The 17,225-nt window shown below is 70.7% G+C and carries 15 protein-coding genes; 8 read left to right on the top strand and 7 right to left on the bottom strand.

Annotation, left to right across the window (positions count from 1 at the left end; translation table 11 throughout):
- The first annotated feature begins 121 nt into the window (after positions 1-121).
- Positions 122-1,165: a serine hydrolase domain-containing protein gene (locus tag OG381_RS28305; protein WP_327718873.1), complete on the top strand. Its 1,044-nt coding sequence runs from the start codon at positions 122-124 to the stop codon at positions 1,163-1,165.
- A gap of 84 nt (positions 1,166-1,249) precedes the next feature.
- Here the strand turns inward: OG381_RS28305 and OG381_RS28300 are convergent, their stop codons facing one another.
- Positions 1,250-2,956 (bottom strand): glycerol-3-phosphate dehydrogenase/oxidase, encoded by a 1,707-nt coding sequence (locus tag OG381_RS28300; protein ID WP_307026966.1) that lies wholly within the window; start codon positions 2,954-2,956, stop codon positions 1,250-1,252.
- A gap of 297 nt (positions 2,957-3,253) precedes the next feature.
- Between OG381_RS28300 and OG381_RS28295 the strand changes: the two genes are divergently transcribed.
- From OG381_RS28295 to OG381_RS28285, 3 genes are all read left to right on the top strand, one after another.
- Positions 3,254-4,465 (top strand): nucleotide sugar dehydrogenase, encoded by a 1,212-nt coding sequence (locus tag OG381_RS28295; protein WP_327718872.1) that lies wholly within the window; start codon positions 3,254-3,256, stop codon positions 4,463-4,465.
- A gap of 135 nt (positions 4,466-4,600) precedes the next feature.
- Positions 4,601-5,089, top strand: coding sequence for a hypothetical protein (locus OG381_RS28290; RefSeq protein WP_327718870.1), 489 nt, complete (start codon positions 4,601-4,603; stop codon positions 5,087-5,089).
- A 17-nt stretch (positions 5,090-5,106) separates the two neighbouring features.
- Positions 5,107-5,355 (top strand): hypothetical protein, encoded by a 249-nt coding sequence (locus OG381_RS28285; RefSeq protein ID WP_327718869.1) that lies wholly within the window; start codon positions 5,107-5,109, stop codon positions 5,353-5,355.
- Between the two features lie 67 nt (positions 5,356-5,422).
- Here the strand turns inward: OG381_RS28285 and OG381_RS28280 are convergent, their stop codons facing one another.
- From OG381_RS28280 to OG381_RS28265, 4 genes are all read right to left on the bottom strand, one after another.
- Positions 5,423-6,547 carry a GuaB3 family IMP dehydrogenase-related protein gene (locus OG381_RS28280; RefSeq protein WP_327718868.1) on the bottom strand — a complete coding sequence of 375 codons (1,125 nt, stop codon included), beginning with the start codon at positions 6,545-6,547 and terminating at the stop codon, positions 5,423-5,425.
- Between the two features lie 116 nt (positions 6,548-6,663).
- Complete coding sequence (guaB, locus tag OG381_RS28275) at positions 6,664-8,169, bottom strand: IMP dehydrogenase (protein WP_327718867.1); 1,506 nt, start codon at positions 8,167-8,169, stop codon at positions 6,664-6,666.
- 180 nt (positions 8,170-8,349) lie between these two features.
- Positions 8,350-9,015 (bottom strand): sigma-70 family RNA polymerase sigma factor, encoded by a 666-nt coding sequence (locus OG381_RS28270; RefSeq protein WP_373463753.1) that lies wholly within the window; start codon positions 9,013-9,015, stop codon positions 8,350-8,352.
- A 216-nt stretch (positions 9,016-9,231) separates the two neighbouring features.
- Entirely contained in the window at positions 9,232-9,843 is a 612-nt protein-coding gene (locus OG381_RS28265; RefSeq protein WP_003948568.1) for a response regulator transcription factor, read from the bottom strand.
- A 382-nt stretch (positions 9,844-10,225) separates the two neighbouring features.
- Between OG381_RS28265 and OG381_RS28260 the strand changes: the two genes are divergently transcribed.
- Positions 10,226-10,555 carry a WhiB family transcriptional regulator gene (locus OG381_RS28260; RefSeq protein ID WP_046261616.1) on the top strand — a complete coding sequence of 110 codons (330 nt, stop codon included), beginning with the start codon at positions 10,226-10,228 and terminating at the stop codon, positions 10,553-10,555.
- A gap of 43 nt (positions 10,556-10,598) precedes the next feature.
- On the opposite strand, the gene OG381_RS28255 is transcribed toward OG381_RS28260, so the two are convergent.
- Positions 10,599-11,498, bottom strand: a complete 900-nt coding sequence (locus OG381_RS28255) for a LysR family transcriptional regulator (RefSeq protein ID WP_327718865.1) — start codon at positions 11,496-11,498, stop codon at positions 10,599-10,601.
- A gap of 80 nt (positions 11,499-11,578) precedes the next feature.
- Here OG381_RS28255 and OG381_RS28250 point away from each other — a divergent pair, with 80 nt between their 5' ends.
- Positions 11,579-12,247, top strand: a complete 669-nt coding sequence (locus OG381_RS28250) for an MOSC domain-containing protein (protein ID WP_327718863.1) — start codon at positions 11,579-11,581, stop codon at positions 12,245-12,247.
- 50 nt (positions 12,248-12,297) lie between these two features.
- Positions 12,298-13,071: an SDR family NAD(P)-dependent oxidoreductase gene (locus OG381_RS28245; RefSeq protein ID WP_327718861.1), complete on the top strand. Its 774-nt coding sequence runs from the start codon at positions 12,298-12,300 to the stop codon at positions 13,069-13,071.
- Between the two features lie 6 nt (positions 13,072-13,077).
- Here the strand turns inward: OG381_RS28245 and OG381_RS28240 are convergent, their stop codons facing one another.
- Complete coding sequence (locus tag OG381_RS28240; RefSeq protein WP_327718860.1) at positions 13,078-16,449, bottom strand: tetratricopeptide repeat protein; 3,372 nt, start codon at positions 16,447-16,449, stop codon at positions 13,078-13,080.
- A 65-nt stretch (positions 16,450-16,514) separates the two neighbouring features.
- Between OG381_RS28240 and OG381_RS28235 the strand changes: the two genes are divergently transcribed.
- Positions 16,515-17,222, top strand: a complete 708-nt coding sequence (locus OG381_RS28235) for an ester cyclase (RefSeq protein ID WP_327718859.1) — start codon at positions 16,515-16,517, stop codon at positions 17,220-17,222.
- Positions 17,223-17,225 lie beyond the last annotated feature (3 nt).

The raw sequence follows: 17,225 nt of genomic DNA, 5'->3' as shown, positions 1-17,225 counted from the left end.
CCCACCCGAAGACCGCCGGAAGACCGAATTCCGCCACCCTGCATGATGGGCGCCTCACAAGGAACCGGCCGCAACCGCCGCGGGACCCCGATCGCCGCACGAGGAACCAGGAGGGACCACGATGCCGCCGCTCCGGACAGTACTGGCCGTAGCTGTGTCCCTCGCGCTCCTCGCCCTGGCCCCGGCCGCCTCCTCCGCACCCGCGCCGCCCCCGACGGACGCGATCCTCCCGCTGCTGGTCAGCGAGGGCAAAGCCCCCGCCGCCGCCCTGCTGGCCCGCGGGGAGAGCGGCACCCGCTACGCCGAGGCCGGCCAGGGCATCACCCGCGCCGACCACTTCCGCGCCGGCAGCATCACGAAGACCTTCCTCGCGACGGTCGTCCTGCAACTGGCCGAAGAACACCGGCTGTCCCTGTCCGACACCGTGGAGCGGCATCTGCCCGGCCTGGTCCGCGGAGCCGGCAACGACGGCCGCACGATCACCCTGCGCGCCCTGCTCACCCACACCAGCGGCCTGAACGACTTCACCACGGACACCGAGGGCCTGGTCCCCCTCACTCCTCTTCAAGCCGTACGGATCGCACTCACCCACCCTCCTGCCGACCCGGGCCGCTACTCCTACTCGAACACCAACTACGTCCTGCTCGGCATGGTCATCGCCCAGGTCACCGGCCACCCCTACGCGACCGAGGCCGAGCGCCGCATCATCGCTCCGCTGGGTCTGGCGGACACCTCCTTCCCTGGATCCCGCACCTCGCTCCCCACCCCACACGGCCGCGCCTACGACACCGACGGATCGGACGTCACCGATCTGGATCCGCGGGTCGCCGGAGCCGCCGGTGAGTTGGTGACCACCCTCGCCGACCTGGACCGCTTCTACGCGGCGCTGCTCGGCGGTGAACTGCTGCCCCCGCACCGGCTGCGCGAGATGCGCGACACCCGCGCCGCACACGGCCTGTACGGCATGGGGCTGTTCCCGGCGAAGCTGCCGTGCGGCACGACGGTGTGGGGGCACAACGGCCGGATCTCCGGCAGTTATGTGCGCACCGCGGCCACCGTCGACGGCCGTCGCGTGCTCACCTTCCGCGTGAACACGACCGCGATCGCAGACCCCCGCCTCGAACCGGCCCTGCTCGCCGCCGAGTTCTGCCCCCGCACCTCGTAGAACGAGCGGGTTCCGAACGAAGATCCCGGCTCGCGACACTCGTTCGAGTGATGTCGAACCGGGATCCAGGGCCGTGCGGAAGCCCTACAGCGGCGCGATGTCCGGCGCCCCCAGCCGGGCCGCGTCGGCCGTCAGGTCGTCGGGCTGCCGCTGCGACTCCCGCTCCGCCTCCACCCGCTTCTCGTAGTGCTGGATCTCCCGCTCGATGTGGTCCTTGTCCCAGCCCAGCACCGGCGCCATCAGCTCGGCGGCCTCCCGCGCGCTCCGCGTGCCCCGGTCGAAGGTCTCGATGGAGATCCGTGTCCGCCGGGTCAGCACGTCGTCCAGGTGCCGCGCCCCCTCGTGCGAGGCGGCGTACACGATCTCGGCGCGCAGATAGTCCTCGGCCGCCGGCAGCGGCTCCCCGAGTGAGGCGTCCGCCGCGATGAGGTCCAGGACCTCCTCCGCCAGCGAACCGAACCGGTTCAGCAGATGCTCCACCCGCACCACGTGCAGCCCCGTCCGGGCGGCGATCCGCGCTCGCGCGTTCCACAGCGCCCGGTACCCCTCGGCGCCCAGCAGCGGCACGTCCTCGGTGACGCACTCGGCGACCCGCAGATCGAGGGCGTGCACGGCCTCGTCCACGGCGTCCTTGGCCATGACCCGGTACGTCGTGTACTTGCCGCCCGCCACGACCACGAGCCCCGGCACGGGATGCGCCACGGTGTGCTCGCGGGACAGCTTGCTGGTGGCGTCCGACTCCCCGGCCAGCAACGGCCGCAGACCCGCGTACACGCCCTCGACGTCGTCCCGTGTGAGCGGCACGGCGAGCACCGAGTTCACGTGTTCCAGCAGGTAGTCGATGTCCGCGCTGGAGGCGGCGGGATGTGCCTTGTCGAGGTCCCAGTCGGTGTCGGTCGTGCCGATGATCCAGTGCCGGCCCCACGGAATGACGAACAGCACCGACTTCTCGGTGCGCAGGATCAGCCCGGTCGTGGCGTGGATGCGGTCCTTGGGCACGACGAGGTGGATGCCCTTGGAGGCCCGCACGTGGAACTGCCCCCGCTCGCCCACCATGGCCTGCGTGTCGTCGGTCCACACGCCCGTGGCGTTGACGACCTGCTTGGCGCGGACCTCGTACTCCCCGCCCGCCTCGACGTCCTGCACCCGGGCGCCGACGACACGTTCGCCCTCGCGGAGGAAGCCGGTCACCCGGGCGCGGTTGGCGACCTGCGCGCCGTACGCCGCCGCCGTACGCACCAGGGTGGCCACGAAGCGGGCGTCGTCCATCTGGGCGTCGTAGTACTGGAGGGCGCCGACCAGGGCGTCCTTCTTCAAGGCGGGTGCGATGCGCAGGGCGTGACGACGGCTCAGATGCCGGTGCATCGGCAGGCCTCGCCCGTGCCCGCGGGCCATCGACATGGTGTCGTAGAGCGCGACGCCGGAGCCGGCGTACAGCCGCTCCCAGCCCTTGTGCTGGAGCGGGTACAGGAACGGCACCGGCTTCACGAGGTGCGGAGCGAGCCGTTCCAGCAACAGCCCGCGCTCCTTCAACGCCTCCCGGACGAGGGCGAAGTCGAGCATCTCCAGGTAGCGCAGGCCGCCGTGGATGAGCTTGCTCGACCGGCTCGAGGTGCCCGACGCCCAGTCACGTGCCTCGACCAGTCCGACGGACAGCCCGCGCGTCACCGCGTCGAGGGCGGTCCCGGCACCGACCACACCGGCGCCCACCACCAGTAGGTCCAGCTCGCGCTCGGCCATGGCCGCGAGCGCCTCGGCTCGCTGCGCCGGCCCCAGTGTCGCTGTCCTCACCGCTGCCTCCCGCTGTTCGGTCACGCCGGTCTCACCCGTGAGGAGTGACCCGGTCCGTATCCCTCATGCCCAAATTCTGACCGCCTTGCCCGACTTCAGCCACCAGTCGCCCCCAGCCTGTGGACAACTTCCACAGGACGTGGGCCGAAGCTCCAGGGACTCCTGCGGGAAGACACAAGGAATCAATCTCGTATTTCGGTCAGATTTACTCTTAGTCTGACATTGCGCTCGCTCGTCCAGTCCACAGGGCTTGCGCACCTGTCCCGCTTCGGCTACTGGGAAGGACGGTCCAACGCCATGCCCGCAGATCTCGCCGTCATCGGACTCGGCCCCTACGGACTGCCCCTGGCCCAGGCCGCCGTCGCCGCCGGCATCCCCACGCTCGGTTACCGCACCGGACCCGAGCCCGGCTCCCTCAGCCCCGCCGAACTGCGCCGGATGCTCTCGGGGGGCTTCCGGCCGACCACCTCCCCCGCCGAGCTCGGCCGGGTGCGCACCGCGGTCATCTGCGCGCCCACCCCGCGCGGGGCGGACGGCGGGCTCGACCTCACGCAGGTGGAGTCCGCGGCCCGCACCCTGGCCGCCCACCTGCGCCCGCACACCACGGTCATCCTGGAGTCCCCGGTCCCCCCGGGCACCACCGAGGACCGCCTGCGCCCCCTCCTGGAAGAGGGCTCCGGCCTCCGCGCGGGCCGCGACTTCCACCTCGCCTACTCCCCCAGCCGCGTCGACCCCGGCAACCGCGACTTCACGCCCGCCAACACCCCCAAGGTGATCGGCGGCCTGACCCCCGCCTGCACCGAGTCGGCGGCCGCCTTCTACTCACGCCTCACCGACAAGGTGGTACGCGCGCGTGGCCCGCGAGAGGCGGAGACGGTCCAGCTCCTGGAGACCAACTACCGCCATGTCAACATCGCCCTCGTCAACGAGATGGCCGTCCTCTGCCACGACCTGGGCGTCGACCTGTGGGACGTCGTCCGGTGCGCGGAGACCAAGCCCTTCGGCTTCCAGTCCTTCCGCCCCGGCCCCGGCGTCGGCGGCCACGGGGTCCCCCAGGACCTGACCGGCGCCCCCACCGGCCGCGCCCTGCGCATGGTCGAACTGGCCCAGCAGGTCAACAGCCAGATGCCGCGTTACGTCGTCCAGCGCGCCGCCGCCCTCCTCAACGAGCACGGCAAGTCGGCCCGGGGCGCCCGCATCCTGCTCCTCGGCGTGACCTACAAGCCCGACCTCGCCGACCAACAGGGCACCCCGGCCCGCGAGATCGCGATCCGCCTGATGGAACTGGGCGCCTCGGTGAGCTACCACGACCCCCACGTCCCCTCCTGGAACGTCCTCGACCGCCCGGTCCCCCGCGCGGACTCGCTCTACGAGGCCGCCGCTGACGCGGACCTGACAATCCTGCTCCAACAGCACCGGACGTACGACCTCCAGGGCCTGTCGGTGAAGGCACAGCTGCTGCTGGACACGCGGGGGGCCACGCCGACTGGGGCGGCACATCGGATCTGAGGACGAAATTGCCTGGTGGCGAGGGTCGGAGTGCCTGCTACCCTTCGGCGACTCGCCTGACAGACGAGTCCCGTCGCACACTCGTGCGCACACCCCACGCCGCTCGTCCGACAGTCCCATGGGGGGATCTCTGTCATGACCCAGCCAACCCCGCCGCCGCCCACCGACGGCAACCCGTTCGCCCAGCAGCCGGCCTCGCTGCCACCGGCCGCCCCGGCCCGCGACAACATCGCTCTCGGCGTGGTCACCGCCGTCGTCGTGGCCTTGGTCACCGCGGGCGTCTACGGCTTCGTCCTCAAGGCCACCGAGCGCGAGATCGGCTACGCCGCGATCGGCGTCGGCCTCGCCATCGGCTTCGCCGCGGGCAAGGTCGGCGGCGCGAACCCGGTACTGCCGATCGTGAGCGGCGCGCTGTCGCTCGTCGCGGTCTGCCTTGGTCAGCTGTTCGGGGTCGCGTTGATCATGGACGCCACAGAGGCCAGTGTCACCCTCACCGACGTGCTCACCGAGTACTCCGACCTGGTCGTCACGATCTGGAAGGAGTCGTTCGACGCGATGAGCTTCCTGTTCCTCGCCATCGGCGCCTTCGCCGCGTTCTCGGGCGCCAAGAAGGCCGTGGCCTGAGCGTGGTGCCCGTACCCGTGGTTCTTCTGCTGGTCGGTCTCGCGGCCACCGGATGGGGCGGCCGCTTGGCGTTCAACGTGCTCGGGGCGGCCGATGTCTGGGCGGAGCGCGCCAGGATCAACACCGAGCTGAGAGCCGCCGCCACGGGCGACTTCAGCCCGCTCGACACGGTGTGGACGGCCCGCCGATTCCGCATACAAGGCGCCCGTATCTTCGCCGGCGGCCTCGTCCTGCTGATGGCCGCCTTCCTGAAGGCCTGGCTCTGAAGCCGCGACGGCACATCGAAGGGCCCGCCCACCTCCCCGGTGGACGGGCCCTTCGATGTCGTACGACCTACCGCTTGTGCTGCGAGTCCGCGACCGTGACCTCGACGCGCTGGAATTCCTTCAGCTCGCTGTATCCGGTCGTGGCCATCGCCCGCCGGAGCGCGCCGAAGAAGTTCATCGAGCCGTCCGGGATGTGCGACGGGCCCGTCAGGACCTCCTCGATCGTGCCGACCGTGCCCAGGTCGACCTTCTTGCCGCGCGGCAGCTCCTCGTTGACGGCCTCCATGCCCCAGTGGTTGCCCTGGCCCGGCGCGTCCGTCGCGCGGGCCAGCGGGGAGCCCATCATCACGGCGTCCGCGCCGCAGGCGATCGCCTTGGAGAGGTCGCCGGACCAGCCCACGCCGCCGTCCGCGATCACGTGCGCGTACCGGCCGCCGGACTCGTCCATGTAGTCCCGGCGGGCGGCGGCGACATCGGCCACCGCGGTCGCCATCGGGACCTGGATGCCCAGCACGTTGCGCGTGGTGTGCGCCGCGCCGCCGCCGAAACCGACCAGGACGCCCGCGGCGCCGGTGCGCATCAGGTGCAGGGCGGCGGTGTAGGTGGCGCAGCCGCCCACGATCACCGGGACGTCGAGCTCGTAGATGAACTGCTTCAGGTTCAGCGGCTCGTGCGAACCCGACACGTGCTCGGCCGACACCGTCGTACCGCGAATGACGAAGATGTCCACGCCCGCGTCGACGACGGCCTTGGAGAACTGCGCCGTGCGCTGCGGGGACAGCGCGGCCGCGGTGACCACGCCCGAGTCGCGCACCTCCTTGATGCGCTGGCCGATCAGCTCCTCCTTGATGGGGGCGGAGTAGATCTCCTGGAGGCGCCGGGTCGCCGTCTCCGAGTCCATGCCGACGATTTCGTCGAGCAAGGGCTGCGGGTCCTCGTACCGCGTCCACAGGCCCTCGAGGTTCAGCACGCCGAGGCCGCCGAGCTCGCCGATGCGGATCGCGGTGGCCGGGGAGACGACCGAGTCCATGGGGGCGGCCAGGAACGGCAGCTCGAAGCGGTAGGCGTCGATCTGCCAGGCGATCGAGACCTCCTTCGGGTCGCGCGTACGACGGCTCGGGACGACGGCGATGTCGTCGAAGGCGTACGCCCGGCGGCCGCGCTTGCCGCGCCCGATCTCGATCTCAGTCACGTGTGTGGCCTTTCCCTGATGCGTTGCAGCGCCTTCCAGTATCCCCGACGGATACGCCGAGGGCGGCCCCGGAGTCCCGGGGCCGCCCTCGATCGGCACTCACGCGCGCGTGGAGGTCACTTACGGCTGTAGTTCGGCGCCTCGACCGTCATCTGGATGTCGTGCGGGTGCGACTCCTTCAGACCCGCCGAGGTGATCCGTACGAAGCGGCCGTTGGCCTGCAGATCCGGCACCGTGCGGCCGCCGACGTAGAACATCGACTGGCGCAGTCCGCCGACCAGCTGGTGGACGACCGAGTGCAGCGGGCCGCGGTAGGGCACCTGGCCCTCGATGCCCTCGGGGACCAGCTGCTCGTCGGAGGCGACGCCCTCCTGGAAGTAGCGGTCCTTGGAGAACGACTTGCGCTCGCCGCGCGTCTGCATGGCGCCGAGCGAGCCCATGCCGCGGTACGACTTGAACTGCTTGCCGTTGATGAACATCAGCTCGCCCGGGGACTCCTCGCAGCCCGCGAGCAGCGAACCCAGCATCACGGTGTCGGCGCCCGCGACCAGGGCCTTGGCGATGTCGCCGGAGTACTGGAGGCCGCCGTCGCCGATGACCGGGATACCGGCCTCCTTGGCGGCCAGCGCGGCCTCGTAGATCGCGGTGACCTGCGGGACACCGATGCCGGCGACGACACGGGTCGTACAGATGGAGCCGGGACCGACGCCGACCTTGATGCCGTCCACGCCGGCGTCGATGAGCGACTGGGCGCCCTCACGGGTGGCGATGTTGCCGCCGATGACGTCGACGCCCGCGGAGTTCGACTTGATCTTGGCGACCATGTCGCCGACGAGCCGGGAGTGGCCGTGCGCGGTGTCCACGACGATGAAGTCGACACCGACCTCGATCAGGGCCTGGGCGCGCTCGAAGGCGTCACCGGCGACACCGACCGCGGCACCGACGAGCAGCCGGCCCTCGGCGTCCTTGGCGGCGTTCGGGTACTTCTCCGCCTTGACGAAGTCCTTGACGGTGATGAGGCCCTTGAGGACGCCCGCGTCGTCGACCAGCGGAAGCTTCTCGATCTTGTGCTTGCGCAGCAGCTCCATGGCCTCGACGCCGGAGATGCCGACCTTGCCGGTGACCAGCGGCATCGGCGTCATGACCTCGCGGACCCGGCGGGAGCGGTCGCTCTCGAAGGCCATGTCGCGGTTGGTGACGATGCCGAGGAGCTTCTTGCCGGGGTCGGTGACCGGGACGCCGCTGATGCGGAACTTGGCGCACAGCGCGTCGGCCTCGGCGAGCGTGGCGTCCGGGTGCACGGTGATCGGGTCGGCCACCATGCCGGACTCGGAGCGCTTCACCAGGTCGACCTGGTTGGCCTGGTCCTCGATGGAGAGATTGCGGTGCAGAACACCGACGCCGCCCTGACGGGCCATCGCGATCGCCATGCGCGACTCGGTGACCTTGTCCATGGCGGCGGAGAGCAGCGGGATGTTCACCCGCACGTTCCTGGAGACGTACGAGGCGGTGTCGATCTGGTCGGGCGCCATGTCCGACGCGCCCGGCAGCAGCAGCACGTCGTCGTAGGTCAGCCCGAGTGTCGCGAATTTGTCAGGCACTCCGTCGACGTTTGCAGTCATGACACCTTCCCCAATGGCCTTGATCGGTGCGGATGTCCATGCTAACGGGAAGGAAGGGTCCCGAATTCCACGGTTCCGTCCGGCTACCGGCTTCGTATGTTCGTACGGAACTGAGGTACGGCCTGTTCACCGAAGGAACAAAGACAAGGGACGACCGCGGGGAACAACAACCTCGGGGAACTACTGCTCGGCGAGGGCTCGCAGCCGGCTCAACGCCCGGTGCTGAGCCACCCGCACCGCCCCGGGTGACATTCCCAACATCTGTCCCGTCTCCTCCGCCGTCAGCCCCACCGCGATCCGCAGCAGCAGCAGCTCCCGCTGGTTCTCGGGGAGGTTGGCCAGCAGCTTCTTGGCCCATTCGGCGTCACTGCTGAGCAGCGCGCGCTCCTCGGGGCCGAGCGAGTCGTCCGGCCGCTCGGGCATCTCGTCGGACGGGACCGCCGTCGAGCCGGGGCCACGCATCGCCGCACGCTGCAGGTCGGCCACCTTGTGCGCGGCGATGGCGAAGACGAAGGCCTCGAAGGGGCGACCGGTGTCCCGGTAGCGCGGCAGGGCGAGGAGAACCGCGACGCAGACCTCCTGCGCCAGGTCCTCCACGAAGTGACGTGCGTCGCCGGGCAGCCGTGACAGCCGGGTGCGGCAGTAGCGCAGCGCCAGTGGGTGGACATGGGCGAGCAGGTCGTGTGTCGCCTGCTCATCCCCGTCGACGGCGCGGTGAACGAGCCCACCGATCACCGTCGTCTCGTCCTCGCGCATCGGTCCATGGTGCCTTGCGGCCGATTCATCCGCGGCACCACGTCCGATGTTGTGCACCGAAGCGTTATGAGCAGGTGCGCCGGAACTCATACCCTGCGCCCTCCCCTTCCGCTCGACCGACTCGTCCCCGAGAGACTCCACACCTCAAGGATGCGGCATCGGCGCCGAAACAAGCAGCGGACACCGTCAGGGCAACTTGACCGACGCCGGCTTCCGCGCCCCGCAGGGGCGCGGGCCTGCATCAACACGCGGTTACCGCCGCGCGGGTACGACCAGCCACGAACGACCCGCAGCCCGTACGACTACCTAGCGAACCAGACCCCAGCGGAACCCGAGCGCGACCGCATGCGCCCGGTCGGACGCACCGAGCTTCTTGAACAGCCGACGCGCGTGCGTCTTCACGGTGTCCTCGGACAGGAACAGCTCCCGCCCGATCTCCGCGTTGGACCGACCGTGGCTCATTCCCTCGAGCACCTGGATCTCACGCGCGGTGAGCGTCGGCGCCGCCCCCATCTCGGCGGACCGCAGCCGACGGGGAGCGAGCCGCCACGTCGGGTCGGCGAGGGCCTGCGTCACCGTCGCCCGCAGCTCCGCGCGCGAGGCGTCCTTGTGCAGATAGCCCCGCGCGCCCGCGGCGACCGCGAGCGCGACCCCGTCCAGGTCCTCCGCGACGGTGAGCATGATGATGCGCGCACCCGGGTCGGCGGACAGCAGCCGACGGACGGTCTCGACGCCGCCCAGACCGGGCATGCGTACGTCCATCAGAATCAGGTCCGAACGGTCGGCGCCCCAGCGGCGGAGGACTTCCTCGCCGTTGGCCGCGGTCGTCACGCGCTCGACGCCGGGCACGGTCGCGACCGCGCGGCGGAGCGCCTCTCGGGCAAGCGGGGAGTCGTCGCAGACGAGGACGGATGTCATGGCCGCCCTCCGCAGCTGATGCACGTCACCTTGAGCCTCCAGGCTGGTACGAAATCGTCACCTGTGCGGTCGACCGTCTCGGACGCTTGCCCGAGCGCTTTGTGTTTCAACCGCCTCCGCACTCTCAACGACGGTCACTCGAAAGAGTTACGGGGCCGTGTGCCATCTTCGGCACTCTACGTGAGGGGCCGGACACGGTGCAGACATGCACGACGGACCCACAACGTTTCATCACAACCAGTGCCCCATTTAGCTCCATTTCTTCCCATTTCCTGGTGTCTGAGGCTAGATTCGCAATGAGTCATATTTTCATCTCCTTAGATCGCAGATGTACGGTCGTAGACACCGAATCCGCCACAGAACGGCTACAAGGGGTCACGCAATGGCAGATTTCTCCCGCCTTCCCGGACCGAACGCGGACCTGTGGGACTGGCAGCTCCTGGCCGCCTGTCGCGGGGTGGACAGCTCGCTCTTCTTTCATCCGGAGGGCGAGCGAGGAGCGGCCCGGAGCGCTCGTGAGAACTCGGCCAAGGAGGTCTGCATGAGATGCCCGGTCCGCGCCCAGTGCGCGGCGCACGCGTTGGCGGTGAGGGAGCCGTACGGCGTGTGGGGCGGATTGACCGAGGACGAGCGCGAGGAGCTCATGGGGCGGGCGCGGAACCGGCTGGTGACGGCGTCGTCGGTCGGTGGACATGCCGTCTCGAACAACTGAAGGAACGTTTCTTCCGGAAGGGCACGCGTACGCGTGCCCTTCCCTACTTCCGGCCCGCCGCGACAGCGAGCCGGTCCAGGGTCGCCGCCACCGCGGGCACCTGGGCCAGATCGGGCAGGGTCAGCGCGACGATCTCCCGCCGCACCGCCGGTTCCAGCGTGACGGTGCGCGCGCCCCGCGGCCGTACGGACTCGATGGCCAGCTGCGGCAGCACGGCCACGCCGAGGCCGGCGCCCACCAGTCCCACCACCGCCGGATAATCGTCGGTCGCGAAGTCGATGCGGGGTGTGAACCCGGCGCCCTCGCACACCTGGACCAACTGCCCACGGCAGCGCGGACATCCGGCGATCCAGGGCTCCCGCGCCAGCTCCCCGATGGCCACGGACCCGGCGGACGCGAGCCGGTGCCGCTCCGGTACGAGGGCGACGAGACGGTCCCGCAGCAGGGGTCGTACGACGAGGTCGTCCCACTCGCCCTCCTGGGCGGCCCCCTCGTACCGGAAGGCGAGGGCGACATCGCAGTCGCCCTCCCTCAGCATCGCGACGGACTGCGGGGGTTCGGCCTCCTCCAGGGAGACCCGCGTGCCCGGGTGCGCGGCACGCAGCGCCGCGAGCGCGGTCGGTACGAGGGTGGAGCTGCCGCTGGGAAAGGAGACGAGCCGCACGCGCCCGGCCCGCAGTCCGGCGATGGCGGCGACCTCTTCCTCCGCCGCCGTCAGTCCGGCGAGGATCCCGGCGGCGTGCCGCACGAGTGCCTCCCCCGCCTGGGTCAGCCGCATCTCGCGGCCGCTGCGGATGAGCAGCGGGGTGCCGACGGACGTCTCCAGGGCCTTCATCTGCTGGCTCACGGCGGGCTGGGTGCAGCCCAGTTCGCGCCCGGCGGCGGAGAAGGAGCCGGTGGCGGCGACGGCGCGCAGGACACGGAGATGACGGGCCTCGATCACCCTCCGAGGATAAGCCAGACTTTGACGCAATGGCGAATATTGCGTGGCACCTTTGGGTTCGGGTGCCCTACCGTGCCGCTATGAAGCTGCTGTCGGTGAATCTGGGCCGCGAGAAAGCCGTTTCGTACACGGACAACCCGGAGGGCGTCACCGGTATCGACAAGCGGCCGGTCGACACACCGGTACGGGTGGCCGCGCCCGGCCCCAAGGGCATCGGCGGGAGCGGGCTCGCCGGGGACGCGGTGTGCAAGAGACAGCACCGCGGCGGCGACGACCAGGCCGTGTACGCGATGGCGCGTGAGGACCTGGACGACTGGGAGCGCGAGCTCGGCCGTTCCCTGGCCCTCGGCGCGTTCGGCGAGAACCTCACGACCCAGGGCATCGACGTCTCCGGCGCGCTGATCGGCGAACGCTGGCGCATCGGGCCCGAAGTGGTGCTGGAGGTCACCAGCGCGCGCATCCCGTGCGGCACCTTCCAGGGCCATATGGAGGAGAAGCGGTGGGTGAAGCGGTTCACGCAGAAGGGCGCGCCCGGGGCGTACCTGCGGGTGATCCGGCCCGGTGAGATCCGTTCCGGGGACCCGGTCGAGATCGTGCACCGGCCGGACCACGAGGTGACGGTCGCCCTGGCGTTCCGGGCGATGACCACCGAACGGCCCCTCCAGCCGCGGCTGTTGGCGGCGGGCGAGGCGCTCCATCCGGAAGTGCGGCAGTGGGCGCTCGACTATGTGGAGAAGCACGGCGCCTGACGGCGTCCTCGCAAGCGGACGCTGTCCGTCCCGGTCACTAACCTTGCGGCATGACAACGGCATTGATTACGGGATCGACCGCGGGCATCGGTGCCGCGTTCGCACGGCGCCTCGCCGCCGACGGCCACAACCTCGTCCTGGTGGCCCGCGACACCAAGCGGCTGCGCGAACAGGCCACCGAACTCCACGACCGCCACGGCATCGAGGCGGAGGTCCTCACGGCGGACCTCGCGGAGGACTCCGGCATCGAGACCGTGGCCGCCCGCCTCTCCGACCGCCGGAACCCGGTCGACCTGCTGGTGAACAACGCGGGCTTCGGCAACAAGGGCCGCTACCTCGACGTCTCCATGGCCGACGAGCTGAAGATGCTCAAGGTCCACTGCGAGGCGGTGCTCCGTCTGACGTCGGCGGCGACGGAGGGGATGCGCGAGCGGGGCCGCGGCGGCGTGGTCAACGTCGCCTCGGTGGCGGCCTTCGTCCCCCGCGGCACGTACGGGGCGTCCAAGGCGTGGGTCGTGCAGTTCACCCAAGGGGCGGCCAAGGACCTGGCGGGGAGCGGGGTGCGCCTGATGGCCCTGTGCCCCGGCTTCGTACGCACCGAGTTCCATGAGCGGGCGGGCATGGGCACGGACAACATCCCCGGCTGGATGTGGCTCGACGCCGACAAGCTCGTGGCGGCCGCGCTGCACGACCTCGCGCGGGGCAAGACGCTGTCGATCCCGGATCCCCGGTACAAGGCGTTGATGGGCGTGGTGAAGGTGGTGCCTCGGGGGATGCTCGGAGGGATCAGCTCCAGGACGGGGCGGAAGTACGGGCCGCAGTAGCGGCGGTCACAGGGCCGGGGCCGCCGCACCGCGCAGAGTCTCGACGACCACCGGCACGGTGCGTGGGTCCAGCCGTACGAGGGCGGGCAGCACGTCGACCCAGTCGCCCAGGTCCAGTGCCCGCACGACCAGGTCGCGTCCGGTGTCCGTGTGCGGGGCCAGGGCCACGGCCGAGCGCAGGCTCAGCCGGGAGGGATCGTCGTCGAGACCGGCGAGCCGCGCCGCCCGGTCGTACTCGCCAGCCGCGACGAGTTCCTCCACCAGGACGTCGTGGGCCTCTCCCCACCGCCCGGGTCCATCGACCTCACCCGCGAACCGCTCGGCATGGTCGTTGTGCCCTGACGCGACCAGCGCCCGGAGAACCGGCTCGCACACCATGTCGCGCCGGCTCCCGAATTCCATCGCGTGGTTGATCTCCCGGCGGGTCGCGGCGTCCTCGCCCAGGGCATGCCATGCACCAAGGAGGTGGGCGGCGGTCATCATGCCGCCCCACCAACCGGCTGTCCCGGGAGCCGCCTCACCGCGCCGCGCCCAGTCGTCCAGCACGGCGCGGGCACGGTCGTCCCGCCCCGACACCGCCAGGGCTTCGGCCATGGCGGCGAGGGCCAGGGAGAGGACCTCCGGCTTCTCGACCCGGTCGACCAGAGCCACCGCTCGTCGCACCTCGCCGGTCGCCGCGAGGTCCGGCGCCATCTCGCCGTACAGGAACTCGCGAAGGTCCTGATCCTGGCCGTGTGCCAGCGTCACGGCCCGTGCGTATTCCCCTTTCTCGATCAGGGCACGAACGATCGCGCTCCACGCTCCGCGCACGTGAAACGGCACGACTGCCGTGGCGGCCAGTTCCTCGGCTCTGTTCAGCTGCCCTGAGCAGGCGAGTTCCTCAGCCGCCCAGGCGACGGCGGAGTCATGAGGAAAGGCATCGCTGAAGTCGGCGTCCGCCCCCGGGCGTCCCGGGATGAGGGACTCGACGTCTTCCAGCACTGCCAGAGCGGCCTCCGTATGTCCCGCGGCCCGCAGGTCCTTCGCCACCGTGGCGCGCACACCGGCCGTCCGGCCGTCGGGCACCCGGGCCCGCACAGCCGCCTCGACCCGCGCCAGGAAGGCGGCAGCCTCCACGGGATAACCGGCCGCCGCCCGGGAGACGGCACCACGGGCGAGAGCATCGGCCCCGACCCCGGGGATCCCCAGCCGCGCCGCCGACGTCCAGGATCGGTCGAACAGACCCGCCGCGACCAGCGCCTCGACGATCACGGCCAGCGCACAGTCGTAGTCGTCCTGATCCTCGTCGATCTCCTCCAGGAGGAGCTCGGCCTCGGCGATCCGCCCGGCTGCGGCCAACGCTTCGGTCAGATCCGCTGCCGCCGAGGAACGATCCCACCCGTCCTCGATGCTGACCAGCCAGTCGGCGGCACGCTCGAACTCGCCCGTCCGCGCCAGGAGTCCAACCAGATGCGCGCGCGGACGGCCGACGGTCGACGTGTCCGCCAGGGCCGCCCGCAGCAAGGAGCCGGCGCGTTCGGGCTCGCCCGCCGCAAGCAGCATGTGCAAGGTCCGCACCAGGCCGTGCGACCGGGCCAGTCGCTCGGCCTCGTCGAACAGGGCGTCGGCCCTGTCCGACTCGCAGGCCCGCGCCAGGGCTTCAGCGAGTCGGACCAAGGCCTCCGGTGCGTGCCACGGTCCCAGTGACCGCGCCAGCGCCTCGGCTCGTTCGTACCGCCCGGCGTTCGCCCACGCGCCGACGAGTTCACCGACGAGCGGATCCCTCTCCGGCTCGAAAGGGATACGAGTGACGAGTCGGTCGAGACGCTCCGCCTCCTCGTCCAGGCCGAGCGCCGCGAGGACACCGACGATCCGCACCGCGCAGGAGCCCGTGCGGCCGTCCACCGTTCTGCCGGCCAGCAGCTCCAGGGCGTCCTGCGCGAGGTCCAAGGCCCGCTCATGCTCACCCTGCGCACAGAGCACCTCCGCGACCTCGGCCAGGGCGTCCGCCCGGTCCAGGCCGGTCGGCATGGCGCGGGCCATCGCCTCCGCGCGTCCGCCCTGTCCCAGCTCCGCGCGAGACCGGCACATCTGGGCGCTGATACCGAGGTTGCGGGCTTCCAGTTCCGTCCGGCACATGGCGAGTCGCAGCAGACCACACAGATCGGGGTCGCCCGCCCACACCAGGTGCTCGGCGGCCACCCGGGTCTCCGCCAGCGCCGCCGCGTCCGCGCCGGTCAGCTCTGCCAGTCGCTCGTGCCGCCGCGGGTCCAGGGCCAGAGGGAGCATCCGTCGGTGGTCGTCGAGCGTGGTGAGCAGGCGGAAGTAGCCGCGAAGCAGGTACTCGGGCGTGCCGTCGGGCCAGCCCCGTGCCTGCCATCCGTCGGCCCAGGCATGCAACTGCTCCTGGTACCGAGCGAGTTCGGCGCGGCCCAGCATCTCCTGTGCCTGCGTCTGCAGTTCCTCGTGTCCTAGCAGACAGACGTTTCCCCGCACCCCGAACGTTCGCCCCGCCCGCGTCCGCAACACGTCGGCCACCCGATAGGGGACGGCCCCGGTCAGTTCGGCCAGGTCCTGCGCGGTGAGGCCGCCGCCCGCCGCGGTCACCAGGGCCAGCAGGTCGTACTCCAGGCCGCCGGCTTCGATCAGCTGCTTCAGTTCACGCTCCGCCTCGGTGCGGATCGCCTCGGCGTACGGAGATGACGCCAGACCGCGCACGATTCCGGGCTCGCGCAGCGGGTGGCCCTCCGCCACGTCACCCGGCAGTGGGGGGTTCAGGCGCCCCGCGACCAAGACACGCATCCCGCAGCGCGGGGCGGGCGGAAGCAGACCCGCAATGCTGTGCGCGTCGGAGCGGGTCGTGACACCCCGGTCCTCGTCCAGGCCGTCGACCAGCAGCACCAGACGTTCCCCGCGGCGCTCGCACGCGGCGGCGGCCGCGCCGTACAGGTGAAGCAGGTGGGCCTCGCGGGTGGACTCGGTGAGGTGGGCGGGCAGTCCCTCACCGGCCAGTTCGGTGAGTTGTTCCAGTACGACATCGACGTACGCCGTCGCATCGTTCTGTGCCCCCAGCCGAGCCGTCACGAAGAACGGCACGATCCGCACACCCGCTGGCGGATGCAGCGCGAACCACGACATCAAGGCCGTCTTGCCCGCCCACGCGTCCGCGCGCCACCAGGCATACGCCGGGCCGGAGTCGGTCGTACAGAAGGCTGCGAGGTCGGCCAACTCGGCCGCGCGGCCCATCAGTTCGGGTGGGGCGATGCGGCGCACCTGTTCCCAGTAGGCCGAGCGCACCGAGGGACCCAGTGTGACGACGTTGTAGTCGCCCGTCACCACCACCCCGATGTCGCCGCCCGCCGAGACGGACCGCTCCCCCCGCGCCTCCATGACGCTCATGATGCCAAAGAGGAGGAGAATGGTGCCGTACAACCGGACCCAGGGGGGCCGGAGGCGATGGTGTCATGACCTTCGTACAGCTCATCGACTGCAGGACCAGCCGGTTCGACGAGATGAACCGGCTGATGGACACGTGGGTCGAGCAGACCCAGGGGAGACGGACGGCGACGCACACCACCATCGCGAAGGACCGGGGGGATGCGTCGCACTTCGTCGAGATCGTGGAGTTCCCGTCGTACGAGGAGGCGATGCGGAACTCCGGGCTGCCGGAGACCGACACGATTTTCCGGGAGATGGTCGCTCTGTGCGACGAGACGCCGACCTTCACCGATCTGGACGTGGTGCGGGACGAGCAGCTGTACGCGCACACCGCTCGACGGTTCTTCGAGACGCTGGCCGGGAGCGGGGAGCTGTCGGCGCTCGGGGAGCTGGTCGCCGAGGAGTATCACGATCACGATCCCGCCAATGACCAGGACGCCGTCGGGTTCGATGCCATGCGCCAGGAGGTCGAGACGTGGCGGGGGGCCTTCGACTTCGGGTTCACGGTCCATGAGCAGATCGCCCAGGGCGACCGGGTGTGTACCCGGTGGACCTGGAACGGGACGCATGTCGGGGACTTCTTCGGGATCGCGGCCAGCGGGAAGCGGGTCACCATGACCGGGACCACCATTCACCGGTGCGCCCCGGACGGGCGGATCGTCGAGGGGTGGTGGCAGTACGACCGGCTCGGGCTGATGGGGCAGTTGGGGGCGCTGGAAGCGCTGGAGCAGTAGGGC

This window comes from Streptomyces sp. NBC_00490, assembly GCF_036013645.1.
Classification (GTDB): Bacteria; Actinomycetota; Actinomycetes; order Streptomycetales; family Streptomycetaceae; genus Streptomyces; species Streptomyces canus_F.
The sequence above is the reverse complement of the archived record's forward strand: the minus strand, read 5'-3'. Positions and strand labels throughout refer to the sequence as shown.